Raw genomic sequence first — 20,399 nt, 5'->3', positions numbered from 1 at the left:
GTTTATAGTCTTTTTTTAATTTTTTAATAAAATCATGAATGGCACCATGGGTCGTGTGACTTCCAACAATGTTTGCAAAACGGTAAATCCAAACTTTCATTTTAAAGTTATGGGCAAATGCTGTTGAAAGCGCTTCACATGCAAGTTTACTTGCACCGTAAAAGCTAATGGGTAAAAGCGGGCCGTAGCCTTCAGGTGTGGGCCTTAGCTCTGCCTCACCATAAATTGCACTTGTTGAAGAAAAAACCAACTCACGCACATCTTGCAAACGCATAGCTTCTAAAACATTGTACGTCGCTAAGGTTCCGATTTTTAAATCTACGTCGGTTGTTTTTCCACCCGCGGCAATATCAGAATTTGCGGCCAAATGCCAAACACGCTCGACACCTTTACAGGCCTTTTTAATTTCTTCAAAATCCAGAAGGTCTTGTTTGATAAATTTGAAGTTTTTAAAATCAAGACAAGGCTTTAAAAATTTTTCTTGCCCCAAACTTAAATTATCAAAGGCAATAACGTCATCCCCTTGTTTTAAAAGTCTTAGGCATAGATGACTTCCGATAAACCCGGCACCACCTGTTACGAGAACTTTCATATTTTTCCTGTCATCATCAAGCGCACTTGATTCACAATTGTGGGTTTATATAAAAATCTAACACTTTCTTTTTTGAAATTATAGCGCGGAAGATTTTGCTGATCGACTAATTTCCCTTGGCTACAAATATGCTCAAAAAGCTTGAGATAATCATCCGCCATTCTTTGAACACTAAATTGGGACTCAACTTTTTTACGACAAGCTTGAGTACTCACAGTCTTTAAAATTTCATCAGCTTTTAGTAATTCGTTATAGTTTTCACATAAAACACCTGTCTCACCATGGGTAACCATCTCTGGCATACAGCCATTATGTGATGAAATCACAGGTGTTCCACAGGCCAAGGCTTCAAGAGGGGCACCAGCGCAAGGCTCATCCCAATTTGTTGGGTAAATAAGTGCTTTTGCTCCACCTAAAATTTTAGCTTTAACAGTGTCATCGACAAAACCAACGTATTCAATATTCCCGCGAGAAATTCCGTTGCCCCCGATGATCTTAAGTTTTACATTTAAGTCATTAGCCCAAGCTATGCAGGTTTTTAAATTTTTCACACGCCAAGTGGTTCTAGCTAAGAAAATATAATATTCTTCTTTTTTCTCCACAAACGAATATCGCTGAGGATCAACGCCATTAAAAACATAAATACTTGAATTATGATTTTTTGCATGGCTGCGACTTAAAAAATTAGTGTTTGGCCAATACTTTTCAGCCAGGTGCCCATTGCCATGAATGGTAATTAAATAAGGTCGTTTGGGTTCAATAGGTAAAGGCTGGTGTGAATGTATGAACTCAATATCTGATGGAATAACTTTTTCAATATTGGTGTGTGCATTCTCGGGCAACTCAACAACATTTATACCATTAATCTTTGAACCTTTTTTGCACAGAACACTGACCTTATGCCCACGACGGATGTATTCTTCGGCAAGTGTTACAACAATGCGCTCAATACCGCCATAATTGGGCGGAGGTAGTTTTGAGTCATGAAAGAGAAGAATATGCATGCTTAATTTTTATGACGGAGTAGATGTTTTGGCAAGCTGATTGGGAGTAAGATTTAGGGGTTTTGCATTTACATGAAATAGATACGAAGCATCATCCATTTAATGGCAAAAACACTCACCATAGTATGTGCCCAGTTCATGGATTTTATGATTTTATTTTTTATATTAACCTTAGTAACCATCATTATCGAACTCTACTAGAACTTAAGACTCCAGTTCCACCAGATGAATTAATTCTTAAACCAATTGCAGCCGCTCTTTTTAAGATTGTATCCATGCGACTTTTCACCAAGGCTTCGATTCTTTTATTTTCTTCATTGTATGCATAAATAGTCTTTTTAATTTCAGGATACCTAACAGCCAACCCATTAATCGCACTTTGATTTTCTATTGGAGTGGCTATGAGATAAAGATCATTATAAAGTTCGTTGATTGAATTTTGAATTTCAGAACGTTTTTTATCATCTGTTGTGGCTTGAGATTTTCTAAGCAACTCTTCTAATCTTTTATTTACAATCTCAACACGTTCAGTTTTGGCAGCAAAGAGCTTTTCAGCTGTTTTAGAAAATTTTGCTTCAGTCGCTTTAATATTTTCCGGTTGAACATGGCTAGACAAATAATCTGTTTGGTTATTAAGTTCATTGCTAAGTGCAAAAACATGACGTTTTGCTTTGTAAACAGGATCCTCCTGCTTTAAACCAGATGATGTTCCCGCCATCGCGTAATTACCGGCGAAAACCATTGCAGCGACTAATACTAAAAATGTGAGTTTCATTATAAACCCCTCCCTTGCCATCTTAGAATTGCAAGGGTTGGGCCGCCACTTTAGACTGTAAGTATATGATTTTACTATAGTTATGTGTATAAACATTTGACAGCTGTTAGTGAAAAACTAGACAATTCATTTTGAGACGATTCTTAATTTACTCTCATGTTCGTTCTCGCGGGCGCGGGCGCACTCGCGGGCACGGGTGCTGACACTGCAACTTTATCACTCATGATTTGCCCATCTGGTAATTTTGCAAGCTCAGCTTTAAGCTCAGGATGGTTGGAATAATACGTTACAAAAACTTTTGTTAGATATGCGTTAGTTGTGATTTTAATACATGCATTTGCGTCATTACTAAACAAAAAAAGTTTACTTGGGTCTTCGGCATACGAAGATAACATATCCAACTCTTCAGGCGTTTCACCCAATTTTCTGCCACCGAGTTCTGTCAGTATTACATCGGCAGGTGCACTCAAAACCTTACCCGCGACCAACGCAGCGCCAGTACCTAATGCGGCCATTGCACCACCAACACGAAACCCCCACTTACTTAACTTGGTTAAAAAATCACCCCTTTTTAATGTCTGGTTGGCGTTTTTTTCTATGACATCAAGAGTTGCCAACCTTGCTTCGAGACCGCCGGAGGGTTGTATTTTGAAAAGCGGCGATAACTTCAGCATTTGCGCAAGTGCTCGGTCTTTATTGGGAAGATAAACATATTTTTCAATATAATTAATTAATGGTATTTTTTGTGCTCTCAGTTTTGTTTCAAAATCACCAAAGCTTTTACTTTGAAGTGCTAACTCATCTCCTGCAGCTACGGCTCGCACAAATGCTTTTTCTGCATATTGAGAATACTTGCTACTCACTATAGATGATCGAGCCTTTGCGATTTGGACTTGTTCGAGTGTTTGTGTGCCCGTTGCTCTACCCGCCCAATCTTTTGCGCCAGTATTATCGACTAACCATGTATCAAAACTCACATAATGACTAAGTTTATTGCGTACCATTCGTGCATTAACGAGTTCGTTGTTTGCCGCTCGCATAGCTTGGCTAGTGTTTTTTGAAACCTGTTTGCTTCCTAAGATCAGTGCACCACCAACTACAGCAGATGAAGCCCCACCCATTGTGACGGTGCTACTTGTTTCTAGCGCCTCTTTATATTGTTTTTTTAAAACTCTATAAGTCTTACAAGCTATGTCTTTATCAGAGTTAGCATCAGCATTTGAGTCTGATTCAGTGAATACCCCTACTAATAAAACAACCAAAAATACTTTTATCATTTTGCACCCCTGCTCCGTAAACAAGCAGGGTCTATGCCACGGGAATCTACCTTTTTCCAGGCACTTAAGATGTTGTGAATGTCCAATATTCTTACAGCTGTAAAATAAAAAGGAAGCTCAAGTGGCTCCCTTTTTACTTAATTATTACTGACAATGAACTTCTTATGAACAACCCATGCTGTTGCCGCAATTCAAGCACTTGTAACAAGCACCGTTTCTTACGGTTGTATGTCCACAGCTTGTGCAAAAGGGCGCATCACCCATCATGGTTTGAAGATGCGCACTTAAAACTCGAGCCGAAGCTCCCGCCGCGGGGCCAGGTTTTTCAGCTTTGATTGCATCAGCTTTCATGATGTCAGCCTTCAAGTGATCCATTGATGCCTTTGTCATTGTCTGGGCATCGTGCATCGCTTGAGGTGCGATCATCCCAACACTCATATCCATTTGAATCGGAATGCGAGCTGGTCTGTGCATAGCTAATTCTTGATCGGCATTGGGTGGGACGTGCAAGAAATCTGTTTGCCCGGTGTATTCCATACCCAAAACTCTAAAGATGTAATCAATAATAGAAGTGGCTTGCTTGATGTTCGGATGATCAACCACACCTTGAGGTTCAAAGCGTGTGAAGGTCAACTTTTCGACGAATTCTTCAAGTGGAACTCCATATTGCAAACCAAGTGAAGTCGCGATGGCAAAACAATTTAATAAACTTCTAAATGTTGCGCCCTCTTTATGCATATCAATAAAGATTTCGCCCAATTTGCCGTCATCATACTCACCGGTGCGCAGATAAACTTGATGCCCACCCACACGCGCCTCAACAGTAAAGCCGTGACGTTTTTTGGGAAGCTTACGACGCTTACCTGCACCCAAAGCACTTTGTGTTTGCTTAAGTGCTGCATCTACAGCTTGTGCTACCATTTTTTCTGCATCTTCTTTAGCGATCGTATCGCCTTTACTACCAGATGAGTTCAGGGGTTGACTGATCTTACTTCCGTCACGATAAACAGCGATGGCTTTTAGACCAAGCTTCCAACCTTCCATATAACATTCTTCAATGTCTTCAACCTTAGCTTCAGGTGGAAGATTAACTGTCTTACTGATTGCACCACTCAAAAACGGTTGAGCCGCACCCATCATTCGAATATGAGCCATGGGAGCAATAAATCTTTGACCATGAGGACCACACTTATTTGCGCAATCAAACACGGCTAAATGTTCTTGTCTTAAATTCGGCGCACCCTCTACTGTCATGCGACCACACACTACTTGATTGGCTTCATCGATTTGAGTGTGTGAAAACCCAAGTTCTTTTAGAATACTTTCACCAGGTTTTTTCATTTTCTCAGCATCGATACCAAGACGTTTCATGCTCTCTTCACCAATTACCCACGGTGCAATTGCTGAATTGATATCGAATGCAGCAATGAGTGCTTTCTCTATTTTTTGAATATCTTGAGAAATAAAACCTTTTGCTGCCAAAGTCTCACGGCTGATGTGAGGTGCACCTTGAAGGGTGTTTGTTCCAACAGCGTATTTTACGATGGCGTCTACTTCGGCTTCTGCATAACCGAGAGTTCTTAAAGCCATAGTCACTGATTGGTTAACGATTTTAAAATACCCGCCACCAGCTAATTTTTTAAATTTCACCAGTGCAAAATCAGGCTCGATACCAGTGGTGTCGCAATCCATAAGAAGACCGATAGTCCCTGTGGGAGCAAGAACAGTGGCTTGAGCATTTCTAAAACCATACTGATCGCCAAGCTCAACAACATCATCCCAATCTTGTCTTGCAGCTTTTACTAAATATTCAGGAGCATATTTATCAGAAATCTTATACGCAGCTTCTCTGTGCTGACGCATAACTTTCATCATCGGTTTTTTATTGCGTTCGTACCCTGGAAACGGCGATTTCGCTTTTGCCATTTCGCTTGAACCTTTATAGCCACTTCCGGTCATGATCGCAGTAAGTGCACCAGACCATGCAAGCGCTTCAGGACTGTCATAAGGAATGCCCTTAATCATGAGAAGTGTGCCAAGATTGGCAAAACCAAGACCCAAAGGACGATAGTCATGACTATTCTGAGCAATTCGTTTTGTAGGATATGATGAGAAATCAACCAAGATCTCTTGTGCAGTGATTAAGATGCGACAAGTTTCTTGGTATTTTTGAACGTCGAAGGTTCCATCTTCTTTTAAATACTTCACAAGATTAATACTTGAGAGATTACAAGCCGTATCATCAAGAAACATATACTCAGAACATGGATTACTACCATTGATGCGATCAGTGGCAGAACTTGTGTGCCAGTTATTTATTGTTGTATCAAATTGCACACCTGGGTCAGCGCACTTCCAAGCAGCAAAACAAACCTGCTTCCAGAGATCACGGGCTTTATAGGTCTTGCAAACTTCGCCATTGGTGCGAAATGTTGTGCTCCACTCTTTATCATCGGCAACAGCTTGCATGAACTCATCACTTAAGCGAACTGAGTTATTGCTGTTTTGCCCGGCAACAGTTTTATAAGCTTCGCCGTTAAAATCACTTGAGTAACCCGCATTAACCATGACCTGCACTTTTTTCTCTTCGCGCACTTTCCAGTTAATGAAGTCTTCAATTTCAGGATGATCAATATCAAGAGTTACCATCTTAGCAGCACGGCGTGTAGTACCGCCTGATTTTGTAGCACCAGCGCCACGGTCTAAAACTTCAAGAAAGCTCATAAGACCTGATGACTGGCCGCCACCGCTGAGTTTTTCTTGATGACCGCGAATCTTACTGAAATTTGTTCCTGTGCCTGAACCATACTTAAAAATTCTTGCTTCACTTTTCGCAAGATCAAAAATGCTCATAAGATCATCAGAAACACTTTGAATAAAACAAGCAGAACACTGAGGAAATTCATAGGCATTTTGAGTTTCTACAACTTGATTTGTGGTAAAATCCCAACGGTAGTTACCTGAAGAGCCTTGTATTCCATACTGATGAAATAAACCGCAGTTAAACCATACAGGACTATTAAAAGCAGCTCTCTGAGTAAGAAGGAGATATGTTAATTCTTTTTCGAAATTATCTGCATCTTCTGACGTTTTAAAATAACCGCCAAGTTTTTCCCCACCTTTGCGAATTGTGTTGGCTACGCGAAAAACCAATTGCTTAACACTTTTTTCACTACCGGTGATTGGAACGCCGGCTTTTCTGAAATATTTTGAAACCGCAATATCTGTCGCCAACTGGCTCCATGTAGATGGAACCATAACATCGTTCATTTCAAAAACGCTTCCCCCTCCAGCATCAGAGATTTTGCTGGCGCGTTTTTCCCAAATGACCATTTCATAAGGATCTGCACCTTTAGGTACAAACATTGGCTTAAAATCTAAACCCGCTTCTGCGGCAGTCTTTGTGTTTTTTGTCTGTGTTTTAGCATTCGTTGTTGCGCTCTTCCTTTGAGATGCCTGTGATGATGTATTTTCCATTCTTTTGAGTCCCCCGCTCGTTATCACGCGGTGCTTCCAAGCCCGCGTTGTTATTTTTAAGAAAATTTAAGTATATTATTCTTGTGTAAAGCTAAATTAACCATTCATTCAAATACTTTACGGCTAATTTCTCTATCCCCTACGTAGTACAATCTCAAACTAGAAACTTGAAATCGTTGTACGTCCTACACCCTTATTCAGATCATGCGCTATTCGTAACGGTCAAGCCCAATTTTACTATATCTAGTGGTGTTTTTTTAAATTTGGCCCTAGATATAGTATTTATGCCTACTTAACGTGACGCACAAAGTATCACTTTCCTTAAAACCCCTGTCAGGCTTGTTAGACGAGGCATTTTCGCTATTAAAACCGTACAACGAAACATGAAATGATCCGCTTTTTAAGGAATGCTAGGCTAATTGAAAGTGGCCACTTAATTCAAGAAATGAATCGTAAAATTCAAAATATTTTTATTCAAAAAAGTACGTCTCTCAAGTGAGGCTCCCAGCTTGACAAAGCGGCGATATACGACAATATTGTTCGCATATGTTACGTATAAATAAAGTTTCAGAATACGGAATTCTTGCACTTGGATTTATTGGGCGACAACCTAAAGCAGTTAGCGCTCGTCAAATTTCAGAGGGCTTACACTTGCCCTATGAAATCACGGCTAAAACACTTCAGCGTCTCAAAGAAGCCGGTTTTGTTTCAAGCACCAAAGGTGCTCACGGCGGATACAAATTAGCTCAAACACTTTCTGAAATTAGTTTCGCACAAGTAGTGGGCGCCATTGAAGGTACGGTGGCACTCATGGATTGCGCGAGAGATTCTCAAGATGATCAATGCAAGCGCATGGGAATTTGTGAAATACAATCTGGAATGCAAACACTAAATCTTCGCATTCGTTCACTGCTTGAAGAAACAAAACTCGATACGTTAATGAGACCACAATAAATGTCTAGGCCCATATATCTAGATTATCAAGCCACCACTCCCCTTGATCCTGAAGTTTTTGAAATAATGAAACCATATTTTTTAAGTGAATTTGGAAACCCCTCTAGCAAATCACATGTGTACGGTTGGAATGCTGAAAAAGCTGTAGAAAAAGCTAGAACTCAAGTTGCAAAACTTATCAATAGTGACTCTCGCGAAATCATCTTCACCAGCGGTGCTACGGAAAGTAATAACCTAGCTATTATAGGCTATGCACTTGCAAATAAAGCATTAGGCAATCACATCGTCACAACAAGTGTTGAACACAAAGCAGTTTTAGATTCGTGTAAGTTTCTTGAGACTCAAGGATTTATGATTACTGTTTTGCCCGTAGATTCTTATGGAAAATTAAATATTCAAGACCTCACTGAGGCCATCACCGATAAAACGATTCTTGTTTCAGTAATTTTTGCTAACAACGAAATTGGAACAATTAATGATCTTTATGAAATCGCAGATTTTGTTAAATCAAAAAATATTATATTCCACACCGATGCAACCCAAGCACTTGGAAAACTCTCATTCAATGTAAAAGATCTCAAAGCGGATTTGATTTCATTTTCAGCCCATAAAATTTATGGTCCCAAAGGAATCGGGGCACTGTATGTGCGAAAACAAAATCCACGTATCAAACTCGCCCCCTTGATACACGGCGGAGGACACGAACAGGGCTTACGCTCGGGCACACTTAATGTCCCCGGAATCGTGGGTTTTGGTGCAGCTTGTGAAAGTGCTGAGAAAAATCAGACTACTGAATTATTAAGAATCGAAAATTTAAGAGTAAAACTTAAATCCCATTTAGAACTGAAATTAGATGGCCTCATTTTTAACGGACACCCCACTGATAGACTTCCACACAACCTAAGCGTCAGTTTTTTAAATGTGCCTAGTGAAATTCTGATTCGAAATCTAACTCAAGTTGCGATTAGCCCAGGTTCTGCCTGCGCAACAGCTTCTGTGACTCCGAGCCATGTTTTAAAAGCAATAGGGCTCTCAGATGATGCAGCCATGAGCACCATTAGATTAAGTTTGGGGCGATTTACCACCGAAAATGAGGTTCTAAAAGCTGCACAACATATTGTTAACACAGTGAAAGTGCTGGGTGACTCATCACCCCTTTACGTGAGCTTAAAAAAATACGATAATAGAGGTAGTTATGAGACACAAGTTTAGGAGTTATGAATGATTAAAATTACTGAAAAAGCCGCTACCGAAATTAGCCGCTTGGTTCAAAAAGAAACCTCACCTGATTCTTTTTTACGTGTTCAAGTGGTGGGTGGCGGATGCTCTGGAATGTCTTATAAATTAGCATTTGATAATGTAAAAACCGATGGCGATAAAATTTTTGAAGATCACGGCGTAAAAGTAGTAGTTGATCCTAAAAGTTATCTCTTTATTGCTGGCACAACACTTGACTTCTCTGACGGACTTCAAGGCACAGGTTTTAACTTTTCAAATCCGAACGCTAAAAAAAGCTGCGGTTGCGGAAGTTCTTTCTCAGCCTAATGGGTTTACGGTGGACCGATTTTGAAGACATCGGAATTGTTCTTAAAAATAAATACCCTGAACTTAAACCTCTTAATGTCAGCACAATTGATATTCATCGTTTTGTAATAGAACTTCCCGATTTTGAAGATGATCCTAAAAAAACGAGTCCTGGAATTTTGGAATCTATTCAGATGGCTTGGGCAGAAGAGTATCGTTCTTAAATACTAATGATCATTCCTTCATGAGCAAATGACCACTCCACTTCATTGATTTTTGTTTTCGTTTCTTTCGCAGCTTCTAAAACTTGATTGTAATATTCTCGCGCCTGTTTTTCAGCGATGGCTATTTTTTCATCACTTTCGGCTGGATCGTGATGAACAAAGAGCACCTTCTTAATAGATTCACGCATGGCCAGATCAAGACCAATGATGGCAGTTGAATGCCCCCAATTAATTTTTTCAGTTAATTCTAAAACCGTGTACTGAGCATCAAATACCAAAAGATCAAGATTTTGGTACAACGGCAAATCATCACCCATTTCTTTTCTGCTCACCCGTGTACCTTCAGTATCAGTGCAGTAAGAAAAAGTTTTTTTACCATGTTCGATTTTAAATCCCCAACACGGGTCTGGGTGGTCTAATTGATAAGCCGTGTAAGTGATGTCTCCTAATTGCTGAGGCTTACGTGGCTCAATACGGTGATAAATTATTTCTGCACCTAATTGTTCATATGGAACCGGAAAAAAAGGTTTTCTAAAAACTGTTCTAAACGCATCTTCAAGATCATGTTGAACAGCGTAAACATGTATTTTATTTCCGGGAATAAAAAGTGGGGCGAAAAAGGGCAAACCAATAATATGATCCCAATGAAAATGGGTAAACAAAATGTGAATTTCGCCTTTGCCTAACCCGCAAGGGCCTTGCAAAAGTTGTTGGCCCAATGCGCGAATACCACTCCCCGCGTCGATAATGACTTGTTGTTTATCAGTCATGACCTGCACACAAGAGGTATGGCCACCAAAACCTTGTAATCTGTAGCGGGGAATAGAATCCAAAAACTTTTGGATATTTTTATCACCCATGTGTTCTGAATGGGTGAATTCTTCCAAAACTTTCTTGAACCGGTCAACTAAGAACTCCGGCTCAATAGGTGTTGGTAAAGATCCACGGACTCCCCAAAGCTTTACTTTGAGCATTATGTTAATAGATTAACATTAAGATTTGATGGGTACAATATATCAGGCTTTTTGCCAGTTAAAAAAAATACCCGACGGCAATTTGAGCTTCAGGCACGACCCGCCCTCTTAAGTCTGCCGGAGCATTTGTGAAAATATCAGCAGCAATACTTAAGTCAAGAGCAAGACCAATATCCGTGACGTACATGATTCCAATGGGTGTGGTTACAGCAACAGCTTGATTTCCGCTACCAAAGATTACGCCGTTATAATTTGTCGAAGTAGAAAACCCATAGAAGTTCCAGTTTTGATAACCAATACCAATGTAAGGCTGCCACCCCTCACGAGAAAAGAAATAATAGATGTCACCTTGTTGTATGGCCCAAAAAATTCCTAATGATGCCTGATAATCAACGGCCCAGTGCTCTGCAAAATTAAGATGCGCCTTTGCATAGGCAACTTTAGGAAAACTTACTCCGGCAAGTACTCCAAAAGTTCTATATTCAGCAGCTAACACCTGTGTGGCAAAAACCATTGCTATTAGAATAAGGTCTAATCTTATCTTGAGGGTTTTAATGACACACATTTAAGTAGTAGATCTGCTCATTTTATTTTTGTCAATAAAGGGGCTTATGAGATAGAGTTTGACGGTCACCAAGGAGACTAAATGCAATCAAAAATCAGTGGCGTTGGAAAATACGTTCCTCCGCGGGTGGTTAAAAATCAAGAACTTGAAGCACTCATGAACACATCTGATGAGTGGATCCGTCAGCGTACCGGAATAGAAGAAAGACGTTGGGCCGAACCCGGAACATCCACTTCAAGTATGGCTTTTGAAGCTGCAAAAGAAGCACTCATCGATGCCGGAAAAACTGCAGATGATGTTGATTGCATTGTGTTTGCTACTGTAAGTCCTGATTTTTGTTTTCCTGGATGCGGCGTTATTCTTCAAAAACTTCTTACACCAAATCGCACTATTCCTGCGATTGATATTCGAAATCAATGCGCCGGATTTCTTTACAGCCTTTCCGTTGCTGATGCATGGATAAAAACGGGTGTTTATAAATGCATCCTTGTTGTTGGAAGCGAAGTTCATAGCACAGGTCTTAATAAAACACCTGCAGGTCGTGATATCAGCGTACTCTTTGGTGATGGCGCAGGAGCTGTAGTCGTAGAACCTACTCACAATGCCAACGAAGGCATTATTCTTACAAAACTACATAGTGAAGGCCAAAATGCAGAAAAACTTTGGTGCCACAGACCTTCAAGTGCCGATTATCCACGATTAAACATAAATGAACAAATCATTGATGAATCTTTTTACCCACACATGGATGGAAAATTTGTTTTTAAAAATGCTGTTACACGCATGTGCGAAGTATTAGCTGAAGCCTGCGCTGAAGCTAAAATTAATCTGAAAGATATTGATTTTGTAATTGCTCATCAAGCCAATTTGAGAATCAATCAAATGGTGATGCAGCAACTTGAAATGCCCCCTGAAAAAACAATTAACACCTTACAAAAATACGGCAACACCACTGCGGGTACGATACCTATCACCATGGAAGAAGCTCAAACACATAAGCTGTTAAAAAAGGGAGATCTCGTAGCTCTGGTGGCTTTTGGTTCAGGATTCACATGGGGCGCAACGCTACTAAGGTGGGCGAAGTAATTATTCGCAGGTTTTAAAAAATTTAAGAATCTCTTCTGCAATTTGTTTAGGTTGTTCTAACATTGCTAAATGACCACAGTTATCAATCATTTTAACTTCAGCACCAGGAATCGCTCGCGCAAAACCAGTATTCACACCTTCTTTAAAAATACGATCATCAGAACCATAAAGAATTTGAACCCGTTGTTTGATGCGGTGAAATCGACTCTCCCAATAAGCCCAATCTTCATGACGTACGATCCAAGCAAAACTTCGAATGACGTGTGAAATAAGTTTTGCTTTTCTAGGACTCAAAAAAGCAAACTTTCGTCGCCTACCAGGTCGAATCCAAGGCGCATGAAAAATAGATTCAATCAGTGGCAGTCTAATTTTTCCTAGAGGTGACACCAAATAAAGTTCAAGCAAAAGTGGATGCCTTGCTAAATCGACAAAAACTTTTATAGTTCTATTTTCAAACTTCAAAGTTGGATTGCACGGCATGGGGCCTACAAGTACAGCGGCTTTAAATAACTCAGGGTTATGAATAAGAACTCCCCAAGTAAGTGCTCCTCCATAACTTGCCCCAACAATGTAACGCTCACTCTGATCATGGGAAATAACTTTTACAAACTCGTGAAGGATCTCTACATGATCAAAAAATGTTAATGGGTTTTCTCGTTTAGGATCTTGCATGTACTGACGCATAAAATCTGGAATGATCACACGATAATGTGGGGTAAATGCATCTAACGTAGATTGCCAATCAGAATGTGTACCACCAAAACCATGTATCAAAAATAAAAGGGGGCCCTGACCTTGCTCAAAATAACTGATTTCATGGCCTGATTTTAGAAGAATACGGTTCATAATCCAGGAGACAACACGTGTCTCATATGTTTCTTGCGCCTCAACCAGGTTTTAAAAGTGGAACTTGTTCAGCGGGCCTAAAAGTCTGAAACTGACTTATACTTTTTGCCAGTGCTATTTTCTTTGAAAAATTATCAATTATAATCTTATCAAAACCCTCACCGACATTTGAGATTTTGAGGTCTTGTTCTACTACAAAAAATGTTGGCACAAAGGTGATACCGAATTTAGAAGAAACCGGATACGGCTTCACATCACACACAATGTTACCTTGATAAGAATAAGAGGCCTTAAACTTTTCTGTTTCTACTTGTGCATCTTGCGCAATAGCTAAAAAATGTTCGTCACCTAATTGATTTAAAATATGAGGAAGGTGTTTAAAAGTGAACTGACAAGTTGGACAATCAAATTTGTAAAATACAATCAGTATTGGTGAATGAAGTTTAAGCCGATCACTGAGCTTAATTATTTTACCGTCAGAGGTCGGTAGATCAAAATCAAATGCAAAATCCCCTACATTCAACATGTAATTAGATTAGACCCAGCAATGTAAGGCGTCAAAGAGAAATACAGTCAGTGGTTACTTAATCACCCTTGGGGCCCTTAACTTCTTTTTTATACCTAAGTGGCATACGTGCCTTTTTGCTGGCTGGCTGTGCATTTTGTTTTTCAACCTGCTCTGATAAATCCACTGTGATGTCGCCCATACATTTAACCTGACAGCTCAGTCTTGAGTGATCAATAAAGTAGGCAGACCCAATCAGAGATTTTTCTTTAAACGACGGGGGCATGACATTGTGCTCGCCGGCGACGACCTTAACGCGGCACTCAGCGCAACTGGGGAGCCCGCCGCAAATTGACTTAACGAAAAGTCCATGTTTCTTGGCAAGCTCTAATACGCTTTCACCTTCTTTTATTTCAAACTCTTGCCCCGAAGGGAGAAATTTAACTTTCATTAAATATCCTTAATGTTGTGTGCTCTCGCTTAAAAATTTTGGCTGCATATACTCAGGCTTACCATCAAAAAAGTAAAACTTTTTGTCATCCCACTTTTTCACAGGCTTAAGAATTTCTTCCCAAATAATCGCGGTGTGCGCTGCGGACATGGCCAGTCTATCTATTACAAGTGCTTTAAATTTCTTTTTTGCTAGATCAACACTTTCTCGATTTAAGCTCTTATCAATTTCAAGAAGCTCGTTAACCTTCGCGTTACTTTCACCAATAAATTTTCGAATTAAGAGATTCACATCGTCATTATACGTTCTTAATTTTGAATATTTTTTTAAAGCCTCTTTTAAAACTTTTTCTTTAAGCTCAAATTTATTATTCAACGCCTCAACCATCGCTGTTTCAAAATATGCATGCACACCTTTTTGATTTGTCATTTGACCATCATAATTATCAGTAACATGAAGGGGCACACCAAGATCTTGGATATAATGCGCCATTGTACCCATGCAGACAAGTAATGGGCCTTGTACATCACGAGTTAGATTTGTTGCTAATGCTGAGCAATGTACAAATAGCTCAGAGATTCTCCATGGGGATGCACCCAGTTGAATGTCAAAATTTGAACCCATCTGAGTTTTAAAATCACTAAACTTCAATGGAAGATTAAGTGGGGTTCCAAAAACTTTTTCAAACGATTTGTTCCAATCAAGAAAATGAAGTGGGGCTTCAGTTTTTGAGATAACCTCACCAATATTACGCCAAATAAGATCAGGCACATTAGAATAATACCCAAGATCAAATTCATGGGCTTTTAAATAACTAGCTTTGCCTGATTCAGCTAAAATTCCAACGGCAACAGCTGAAGTTATCTCATGACCGCGTTTACCCCAAGCCCATGCATGACTTGAGATCATTACAACAATCAATGTTAAGTATAAGTTTTTCATCTACTGCCTTGAATTAATATTTTCAATTATTCACCACAATTTTTACGAATTTCTTTTTGCCGGCCTTTAAAACAAAACTCTCACCTGATTTAAGATTGAGTTTTAATTTTGAATCAGTGATTTTTTCTCCATCACGTTCAACACCACCACCTTCAACAAGTCGTTTTGCTTCACTGGTCGTAGTTGTCAAACCAGCATCTACCATAAGTTTACATACCCAGATATCTGAAACAGGAGATGTCTTCCACTCAGGAATATCAGTGGGGATACCTTTGTTTGAGAAAATTTCAAAAAATTCTTGTTTCGATTTTTCAGCTTCATCTTTTGAATGAAAACGTTCAACAAATTGTTTTGCTAATTCAATTTTAACATCACGAGGATTTAGTTTTTTCTGAGACATTTTATCTTTTAAATCTGTAAGTTCAGCAGGTGTAATATCTGTTAAAAGTTCATAATATTTCACCATGAGCTCATCACTCAAGCGCATGGTCTTGCCAAACATGTCTCGTGGATTTTCATCAACTCCGATGTAATTATTGAGGCTCTTCGACATTTTATTTACGCCATCAAGGCCTTCGAGTAACGGAACTGTCATCACTACTTGTGGCTCTTGACCATATGATTTTTGCATATCGCGCCCAACCAACAAATTAAAACGTTGGTCATTGCCACCGAGTTCTACATCAGCTTTTAAAGCCACACTGTCGTAACCTTGTAGTAACGGATATAAAAACTCATGAATACTAATTGGCGCATGACTTTCATAACGTTTTTGAAAGTCATCGCGCTCAAGCATTCGAGCTACCGTGTATTGCCCACACAGTTTAAAAATATCAAACACATCAAAAGGGCCAAACCACTTTGAATTGTACTCAATGATAGTTGTCTTAGGATCAAGAAGCTTAAAAATTTGGCGCGCATAAGTCTCACCATTGGATTTAACTTCTTCTCGGGTCAATGGCTTTCGTGTTTCATTTTTACCTGAAGGATCACCCACCATGCCCGTAATATCGCCGATGAGAAATATCACCTCATGACCTAAACGCTGAAACTGTCTCATTTTATTTATAAGTACTGTGTGACCAAGATGCAGATCAGGCGCTGAAGGATCAAATCCAGCTTTAATACGTAATGGCTTGCCTGTTTTCACAGATTTCTCAAGCTTCACAAGAAGCTCTTTCTCTGAAACCAGATCTATAATGCCTTTTTTAAGCTGAGTGAGTTGTTCGCTTGCAGATAGCATGACTCTTACCTTGCATGCTCAACGGCCCGAGTTTCTCTCACAACAGTAACTTTAATTTGCCCCGGATAAGTCATCTCACGCTCGATCTTACGCGCGATATCGCGACTGAGCATGATACTTTGTTCGTCAGTAACCTTTTCACTTTCAACAAGTACGCGAATTTCACGACCTGCTTGAATTGCAAAAGTTCTTAAAACACCATCAAAACTATTTCCGATTGTTTCAAGATCTTCTAAACGGTTGACATAACTTTCCATCATCTCTCGTCTTGCACCTGGGCGAGCACCTGAAAGTGCATCTGCAGCTTGAACAAGTTGAGCGATAATGGTGTCAGGTTTTTCATCTTCGTGATGGGCACGAATTGCGTGAATAACTTCTTGAGTTTCACCATACTTTTTAGCAAAGTCAGCGCCGATAACAGCATGACTTCCCTCAATACTATGATCAAGGGCTTTACCTAGATCATGAAGCACCCCCGCACGCCTTGCTACCTTGGTGTTAGCACCTAATTCACCAGCCATGATGCCGGCAAGAAAACCAACTTCGATAGAATGTGTATAATTGTTTTGTGTATAACTGGTTCTATATTTCAATGAACCAATAAGTTTTACGATTTCTGGATGCACACCATGCACACCGAGATCAAACATGGCTTTATCACCATCTTCTTTAATTGATTTAAGTAGACCACTTTTCATTTTATCAACAACCTCTTCAATACGAGCCGGATGGATACGTCCGTCTTGAAGAAGTGTTTCAAGTGAGAGCCTTGCGACTTCACGACGAACAGGGTCAAACCCAGAAATAATAACAGCTTCTGGTGTATCGTCGATGATGAGATCCATGCCAGTAGCAGCTTCAAGGGCTCTGATGTTTCGCCCTTCACGACCAATGATACGACCTTTCATCTCATCACTTGGAAGTGCCACAACTGAAACAGTTCTTTCAGAGCTGTATTCACCTGCGTAGCGAGAAATTGCGAGTGAGATAATTTTTTTGGCTCGTTTTTCAGCTTCTTGTTTAGCTTCGTCTTCAATAACTTTAATAATTTTAGCTGCATCATGACGCGCTTCATCTTGCATAGTATCGATGAGAAGTTTTTTCGCATCGTCTTGAGTCATATTAGAAGTTTGTTCTAATTTATTTTTCACTTCAGTAAGTGTTTCACTCACTTTACCTTCAACAACTTGAATGCGCTCTTCTTGTTCTTTAAGTCGCTTTTCACGAGTTTCAAAAGTCACAATTTTTTGATCAAGTTGAGTTTCTTTTTCGCGAACACGACGCTCAACATCTCTTGCTTCTTGTTCTCTTTTGCGTGTTTCTTTTTCAACAGTTTGTTGAGCCAGTTGCTCGATATTACGAGCGCGATTTCGAGCTTGTGTTTCAGCAAGTGCTGCATTTTCTTTTGCTTTAGCTAAAAGTATTGCTGCTTGTTGATTAGCAGACTTGATTTTTTTGCCATCTGCTGAACGTTTGAACATTAAACCAGCGACGATTCCGATTACGAGGGCAAATGCCGCTAAACCTATTGTGATTAGATCCATGATTCATACTCCTTCAATTGCCGCGCTTATCAAAAAGCGCGTGCTTTTTCTAGTGACGACCAGTCTTGATGCGCACAATCTCTGTGTCTGTAACGATGAGGTCCATGGCCACATCTTGGTCGTCATGGGGAAGGGTTTCCGGTGTAATCTGCACCGAAAAAGCCACCCCTACTTTGAGTCCTTTAAAATCGGCGAGGACCCTATCGTAATAACCTTTACCGTATCCAAGTCTGTGTCCTTGCCGATCAAAGGCCACACCTGGTACGAGTACACCCATACAATCTGATAAATTTATTTTTTCTGCAGTGCGAATATCTGGTTCCCAAATTCCCCAAGAATTTTTAATCCATTGGCAATCTGTTAGGAAAGGCTCTAAAAATTCCATTTGTGTATCTGGCAATACACGGGGAAATGCCCATCGAATTGAGGGAGCACATTCTATGACAGCTTGTGCCGGATCAGCTTCCCAACGGAAACTTTTATACCCAGCCCATAGAGGCCGGTGTTTTAAATCGCCTAAACCACCAGCTTCGGTCAATATGGAAGATACATTCTTACAGATTTCACGATTGAACTGATTGATTTTATCTGGCCCAAGCTCGCTACGCGTTTCAAGCATATGCGCGCGCCAGACATTTTTAGATTGCGATGACATCGTAGTTTGCACCATTCGCCTCAGCAGCAACAGCTGCAAGTAAACCACGGTGCTAGATTATAGAGAGTGAAGGTTGAGTTGGAACAATGAAACCAGAAAGTGCTCTTAAATAGAGCTTATATTCTTATTTGTTTCATTTTAAGGAGCCATTTTACTTATGATCGTCTTAAATCACTGGCTCTAATTTTTTCAAAATTCCTAATCTCAATACTTCCAAAGTACAATACTTACTCAATTATCTAGCCCAGGGCGCGTCGTAGGCTTCGAAGTCTCAAGGTCACTTAATGCCTTTTGAGCCTTCTTTTCAAACTTTTCCAACTGTTGTAGCGCTCGCGCTTTGAGTTCGAAAAGTTCTTCTGCCAAGTTCAGTGCTGCTAATAATGCGGCGTTTTGAACTGAGCCATTTTTAGTGGCTGGCAGTGCCTCCTGTACCTTTTTATCGACAAAGGACACCAATTTCTTTACCAAGTCAGGGTCTTGTCCCGATTTTAATTTCAACGGGATACCGGCAATAATCACTTCTAAAACATGCTTTTGTTGGTCTTTTGGACCATTTTGGTGACCCGACATGAACTGTGTCTCCTTGGTCTAACTTTCGTATATAGGGTACTGGTTTGCGCCGACCAAAGTCAAGAAATTCATCAGAGGTTTCTTGACTTTATACAGTTTGATCAACATAGTGCTGGCCCAGGTCATAACAATCATTTTTTATGAAAAAGAGGAAATCATGCTAAAAAAGAGTGTCTTAATTTTGGTATTGGCAATCGCATGCCCCAGTCTCGCCGCACCAAAATCAAAAACCGCTAAATCCACAAAAGTTTCTACCAAAAAAACCTATAAAGGCGAACGAGCTCCAGCAGGTGTTGCCACTGAATTGCCCTCAAAATATTCTAGAAGCTCAACAAGCACAGGAATGGGCATGAGTGAATCACGTATGGCTGCTGTAACTTCAACACCTGATTCCAAAAGACCACTCGCTTTTAGCGCAGCAGCAGAATTAGTTACGGGTAATGTGGATACCATGTTTAAAAAGAATATCAAATTTACACAGCTCGTTCCTCAAATGAACGTAGAAGTGAAAGATTTGGGCACAGCTTACATGAACATTCCCCTCACCCAATTAAATTTGGATGACTACACAGCCAGAACTATTGGTCGCCCTCAATTTGGTGTTGTAAGAGAATTAATCAATCAAGAAGGTCTAGCCATTGCTGCACATGCAAATCTTCAACTGCCACTTTATGATTCATCACGATACGCAGATGATCCAGCAACACCTGGGGATGCGGGTCGCAGCTGGGGATTCGCAGCTGGAGGAAGTGGCGACATGGCCATTCCACAATCACCAACTCATATCGTTGGTGCAGCACAGCTCTCCTACGATACACCTTCAAAAGTTATGTATAACGGTTCAAATATGAATATTACTAATCCCGTTGCACTCAGAACATCGCTTGGTGTGAATCGTAACTTCACAGATAAGTTAATTGTTGGAGTAGGATTACGCTCATTTTATGAACTCTATAATGCTCAAGTAAGTGGCGGTGGCCTTGATGGAAACATCCCAGGGCTTGACGTCACACAAGGTGAAATCACTGGTAGCTATGCATTACTTGAAAAAACGCGCCTGCATGCCGGTATTGTTAAAGGTTTAAAAACCGCAGTGGATCCACTTCGTTATCCGCTTGTTCACCACGCACGTGATATTGCAGATCTTCAATTTAGCGTGAGCATGTTACAAACTTTTTAAAAAATGAAATA

General features: G+C 40.1%; 21 protein-coding genes. 6 read left to right on the top strand and 15 right to left on the bottom strand.

The window, feature by feature from the left end; genetic code table 11:
- The 5 genes from SGI74_02920 to SGI74_02900 form a co-directional block, all read right to left on the bottom strand.
- Nucleotides 1–592, bottom strand: a 592-nt coding sequence (locus tag SGI74_02920; protein ID MDZ4676437.1) for an SDR family NAD(P)-dependent oxidoreductase, incomplete at its 3' end; no start/stop codon positions are given.
- Complete coding sequence (locus SGI74_02915; GenBank protein MDZ4676436.1) at nucleotides 589–1,596, bottom strand: glycosyltransferase; 1,008 nt, start codon at nucleotides 1,594–1,596, stop codon at nucleotides 589–591. The genes SGI74_02915 and SGI74_02920, both read right to left, overlap by 4 nt.
- A 184-nt stretch (nucleotides 1,597–1,780) precedes the next feature.
- A complete protein-coding gene (locus SGI74_02910; protein MDZ4676435.1) occupies nucleotides 1,781–2,371 on the bottom strand; it encodes a hypothetical protein in 591 nt (196 codons plus the stop codon).
- 143 nt (nucleotides 2,372–2,514) lie between these two features.
- Nucleotides 2,515–3,648: a hypothetical protein gene (locus SGI74_02905; protein MDZ4676434.1), complete on the bottom strand. Its 1,134-nt coding sequence runs from the start codon at nucleotides 3,646–3,648 to the stop codon at nucleotides 2,515–2,517.
- A 162-nt stretch (nucleotides 3,649–3,810) separates the two neighbouring features.
- On the bottom strand, nucleotides 3,811–7,125 hold the full coding sequence (locus SGI74_02900; GenBank protein ID MDZ4676433.1) for a vitamin B12-dependent ribonucleotide reductase: 3,315 nt from the start codon (nucleotides 7,123–7,125) through the stop codon (nucleotides 3,811–3,813).
- A 546-nt stretch (nucleotides 7,126–7,671) separates the two neighbouring features.
- On the opposite strand from SGI74_02900, the gene SGI74_02895 reads away from it, so the two are divergent.
- Genes SGI74_02895 through iscX form a run of 4 tightly spaced genes read left to right on the top strand, consistent with a single transcriptional unit; the run spans nucleotide 7,672 to nucleotide 9,827 of the window.
- Complete coding sequence (locus SGI74_02895; protein MDZ4676432.1) at nucleotides 7,672–8,079, top strand: Rrf2 family transcriptional regulator; 408 nt, start codon at nucleotides 7,672–7,674, stop codon at nucleotides 8,077–8,079.
- Nucleotides 8,080–9,291, top strand: a complete 1,212-nt coding sequence (locus SGI74_02890; GenBank protein MDZ4676431.1) for a cysteine desulfurase family protein — start codon at nucleotides 8,080–8,082, stop codon at nucleotides 9,289–9,291.
- Between the two features lie 9 nt (nucleotides 9,292–9,300).
- Entirely contained in the window at nucleotides 9,301–9,624 is a 324-nt protein-coding gene (erpA, locus tag SGI74_02885) for an iron-sulfur cluster insertion protein ErpA (GenBank protein MDZ4676430.1), read from the top strand.
- A complete protein-coding gene (gene iscX, locus SGI74_02880) occupies nucleotides 9,624–9,827 on the top strand; it encodes a Fe-S cluster assembly protein IscX (protein ID MDZ4676429.1) in 204 nt (67 codons plus the stop codon). The genes erpA and iscX overlap by 1 nt, the downstream gene beginning before the upstream one ends.
- Here the strand turns inward: iscX and SGI74_02875 are convergent.
- Together SGI74_02875 and SGI74_02870 are read right to left on the bottom strand one after the other, a co-directional pair.
- Nucleotides 9,824–10,801 carry an MBL fold metallo-hydrolase gene (locus tag SGI74_02875; protein MDZ4676428.1) on the bottom strand — a complete coding sequence of 326 codons (978 nt, stop codon included), beginning with the start codon at nucleotides 10,799–10,801 and terminating at the stop codon, nucleotides 9,824–9,826. The two genes, iscX and SGI74_02875, sit on opposite strands and share 4 nt — an antisense overlap.
- A 58-nt stretch (nucleotides 10,802–10,859) precedes the next feature.
- Nucleotides 10,860–11,366, bottom strand: coding sequence for a hypothetical protein (locus SGI74_02870; GenBank protein ID MDZ4676427.1), 507 nt, complete (start codon nucleotides 11,364–11,366; stop codon nucleotides 10,860–10,862).
- A gap of 81 nt (nucleotides 11,367–11,447) precedes the next feature.
- Between SGI74_02870 and SGI74_02865 the strand changes: the two genes are divergently transcribed.
- Complete coding sequence (locus tag SGI74_02865) at nucleotides 11,448–12,452, top strand: beta-ketoacyl-ACP synthase III (GenBank protein ID MDZ4676426.1); 1,005 nt, start codon at nucleotides 11,448–11,450, stop codon at nucleotides 12,450–12,452.
- On the opposite strand, the gene SGI74_02860 is transcribed toward SGI74_02865, so the two are convergent.
- The 8 genes from SGI74_02860 to zapA form a co-directional block, all read right to left on the bottom strand.
- Nucleotides 12,453–13,298: an alpha/beta hydrolase gene (locus tag SGI74_02860; GenBank protein MDZ4676425.1), complete on the bottom strand. Its 846-nt coding sequence runs from the start codon at nucleotides 13,296–13,298 to the stop codon at nucleotides 12,453–12,455.
- 40 nt (nucleotides 13,299–13,338) lie between these two features.
- A complete protein-coding gene (locus SGI74_02855; protein ID MDZ4676424.1) occupies nucleotides 13,339–13,824 on the bottom strand; it encodes a redoxin domain-containing protein in 486 nt (161 codons plus the stop codon).
- A gap of 58 nt (nucleotides 13,825–13,882) precedes the next feature.
- Entirely contained in the window at nucleotides 13,883–14,254 is a 372-nt protein-coding gene (locus SGI74_02850) for a 2Fe-2S iron-sulfur cluster-binding protein (protein ID MDZ4676423.1), read from the bottom strand.
- Nucleotides 14,255–14,263: 9 nt separating this feature from the next.
- Nucleotides 14,264–15,196 carry a hypothetical protein gene (locus SGI74_02845; GenBank protein MDZ4676422.1) on the bottom strand — a complete coding sequence of 311 codons (933 nt, stop codon included), beginning with the start codon at nucleotides 15,194–15,196 and terminating at the stop codon, nucleotides 14,264–14,266.
- Nucleotides 15,197–15,218: 22 nt separating this feature from the next.
- On the bottom strand, nucleotides 15,219–16,439 hold the full coding sequence (gene tyrS, locus SGI74_02840; GenBank protein MDZ4676421.1) for a tyrosine--tRNA ligase: 1,221 nt from the start codon (nucleotides 16,437–16,439) through the stop codon (nucleotides 15,219–15,221).
- A gap of 5 nt (nucleotides 16,440–16,444) precedes the next feature.
- Nucleotides 16,445–17,983 (bottom strand): ribonuclease Y, encoded by a 1,539-nt coding sequence (gene rny / locus SGI74_02835; protein MDZ4676420.1) that lies wholly within the window; start codon nucleotides 17,981–17,983, stop codon nucleotides 16,445–16,447.
- 49 nt (nucleotides 17,984–18,032) lie between these two features.
- Entirely contained in the window at nucleotides 18,033–18,638 is a 606-nt protein-coding gene (locus SGI74_02830) for a 5-formyltetrahydrofolate cyclo-ligase (protein ID MDZ4676419.1), read from the bottom strand.
- Nucleotides 18,639–18,869: 231 nt separating this feature from the next.
- Nucleotides 18,870–19,208, bottom strand: coding sequence for a cell division protein ZapA (gene zapA, locus SGI74_02825; protein ID MDZ4676418.1), 339 nt, complete (start codon nucleotides 19,206–19,208; stop codon nucleotides 18,870–18,872).
- A 157-nt stretch (nucleotides 19,209–19,365) separates the two neighbouring features.
- Between zapA and SGI74_02820 the strand changes: the two genes are divergently transcribed.
- Nucleotides 19,366–20,388 carry a hypothetical protein gene (locus tag SGI74_02820; GenBank protein ID MDZ4676417.1) on the top strand — a complete coding sequence of 341 codons (1,023 nt, stop codon included), beginning with the start codon at nucleotides 19,366–19,368 and terminating at the stop codon, nucleotides 20,386–20,388.
- Nucleotides 20,389–20,399: the final 11 nt, after the last annotated feature.

Source organism: Oligoflexia bacterium (assembly GCA_034439615.1).
In the GTDB taxonomy this organism is placed as follows: domain Bacteria; phylum Bdellovibrionota; class Bdellovibrionia; order JABDDW01; family JABDDW01; genus JAWXAT01.
Note: the sequence above shows the minus strand (reverse complement) of the source record. Positions and strands in the feature narration are given on the sequence as shown.

What these genes read in the sequence shown, in the direction of transcription:
- SGI74_02865 (MDZ4676426.1), top strand. Translation starts at nt 11,448, where the DNA reads ATGCAATCAAAAATCAGTGGCGTTGGAAAATACGTTCCTCCGCGGGTG.
- SGI74_02910 (MDZ4676435.1), bottom strand. Translation starts at nt 2,371, where the DNA reads ATGAAACTCACATTTTTAGTATTAGTCGCTGCAATGGTTTTCGCCGGT.
- erpA (MDZ4676430.1), top strand. Translation starts at nt 9,301, where the DNA reads ATGATTAAAATTACTGAAAAAGCCGCTACCGAAATTAGCCGCTTGGTT.
- zapA (MDZ4676418.1), bottom strand. Translation starts at nt 19,208, where the DNA reads ATGTCGGGTCACCAAAATGGTCCAAAAGACCAACAAAAGCATGTTTTA.
- SGI74_02915 (MDZ4676436.1), bottom strand. Translation starts at nt 1,596, where the DNA reads ATGCATATTCTTCTCTTTCATGACTCAAAACTACCTCCGCCCAATTAT.
- SGI74_02855 (MDZ4676424.1), bottom strand. Translation starts at nt 13,824, where the DNA reads ATGTTGAATGTAGGGGATTTTGCATTTGATTTTGATCTACCGACCTCT.
- SGI74_02850 (MDZ4676423.1), bottom strand. Translation starts at nt 14,254, where the DNA reads ATGAAAGTTAAATTTCTCCCTTCGGGGCAAGAGTTTGAAATAAAAGAA.
- SGI74_02890 (MDZ4676431.1), top strand. Translation starts at nt 8,080, where the DNA reads ATGTCTAGGCCCATATATCTAGATTATCAAGCCACCACTCCCCTTGAT.
- SGI74_02830 (MDZ4676419.1), bottom strand. Translation starts at nt 18,638, where the DNA reads ATGTCATCGCAATCTAAAAATGTCTGGCGCGCGCATATGCTTGAAACG.
- SGI74_02870 (MDZ4676427.1), bottom strand. Translation starts at nt 11,366, where the DNA reads ATGTGTGTCATTAAAACCCTCAAGATAAGATTAGACCTTATTCTAATA.
- SGI74_02860 (MDZ4676425.1), bottom strand. Translation starts at nt 13,298, where the DNA reads ATGAACCGTATTCTTCTAAAATCAGGCCATGAAATCAGTTATTTTGAG.
- rny (MDZ4676420.1), bottom strand. Translation starts at nt 17,983, where the DNA reads ATGGATCTAATCACAATAGGTTTAGCGGCATTTGCCCTCGTAATCGGA.
- SGI74_02820 (MDZ4676417.1), top strand. Translation starts at nt 19,366, where the DNA reads ATGCTAAAAAAGAGTGTCTTAATTTTGGTATTGGCAATCGCATGCCCC.
- iscX (MDZ4676429.1), top strand. Translation starts at nt 9,624, where the DNA reads ATGGGTTTACGGTGGACCGATTTTGAAGACATCGGAATTGTTCTTAAA.
- SGI74_02905 (MDZ4676434.1), bottom strand. Translation starts at nt 3,648, where the DNA reads ATGATAAAAGTATTTTTGGTTGTTTTATTAGTAGGGGTATTCACTGAA.
- SGI74_02845 (MDZ4676422.1), bottom strand. Translation starts at nt 15,196, where the DNA reads ATGAAAAACTTATACTTAACATTGATTGTTGTAATGATCTCAAGTCAT.
- SGI74_02875 (MDZ4676428.1), bottom strand. Translation starts at nt 10,801, where the DNA reads ATGCTCAAAGTAAAGCTTTGGGGAGTCCGTGGATCTTTACCAACACCT.
- tyrS (MDZ4676421.1), bottom strand. Translation starts at nt 16,439, where the DNA reads ATGCTATCTGCAAGCGAACAACTCACTCAGCTTAAAAAAGGCATTATA.
- SGI74_02895 (MDZ4676432.1), top strand. Translation starts at nt 7,672, where the DNA reads ATGTTACGTATAAATAAAGTTTCAGAATACGGAATTCTTGCACTTGGA.
- SGI74_02900 (MDZ4676433.1), bottom strand. Translation starts at nt 7,125, where the DNA reads ATGGAAAATACATCATCACAGGCATCTCAAAGGAAGAGCGCAACAACG.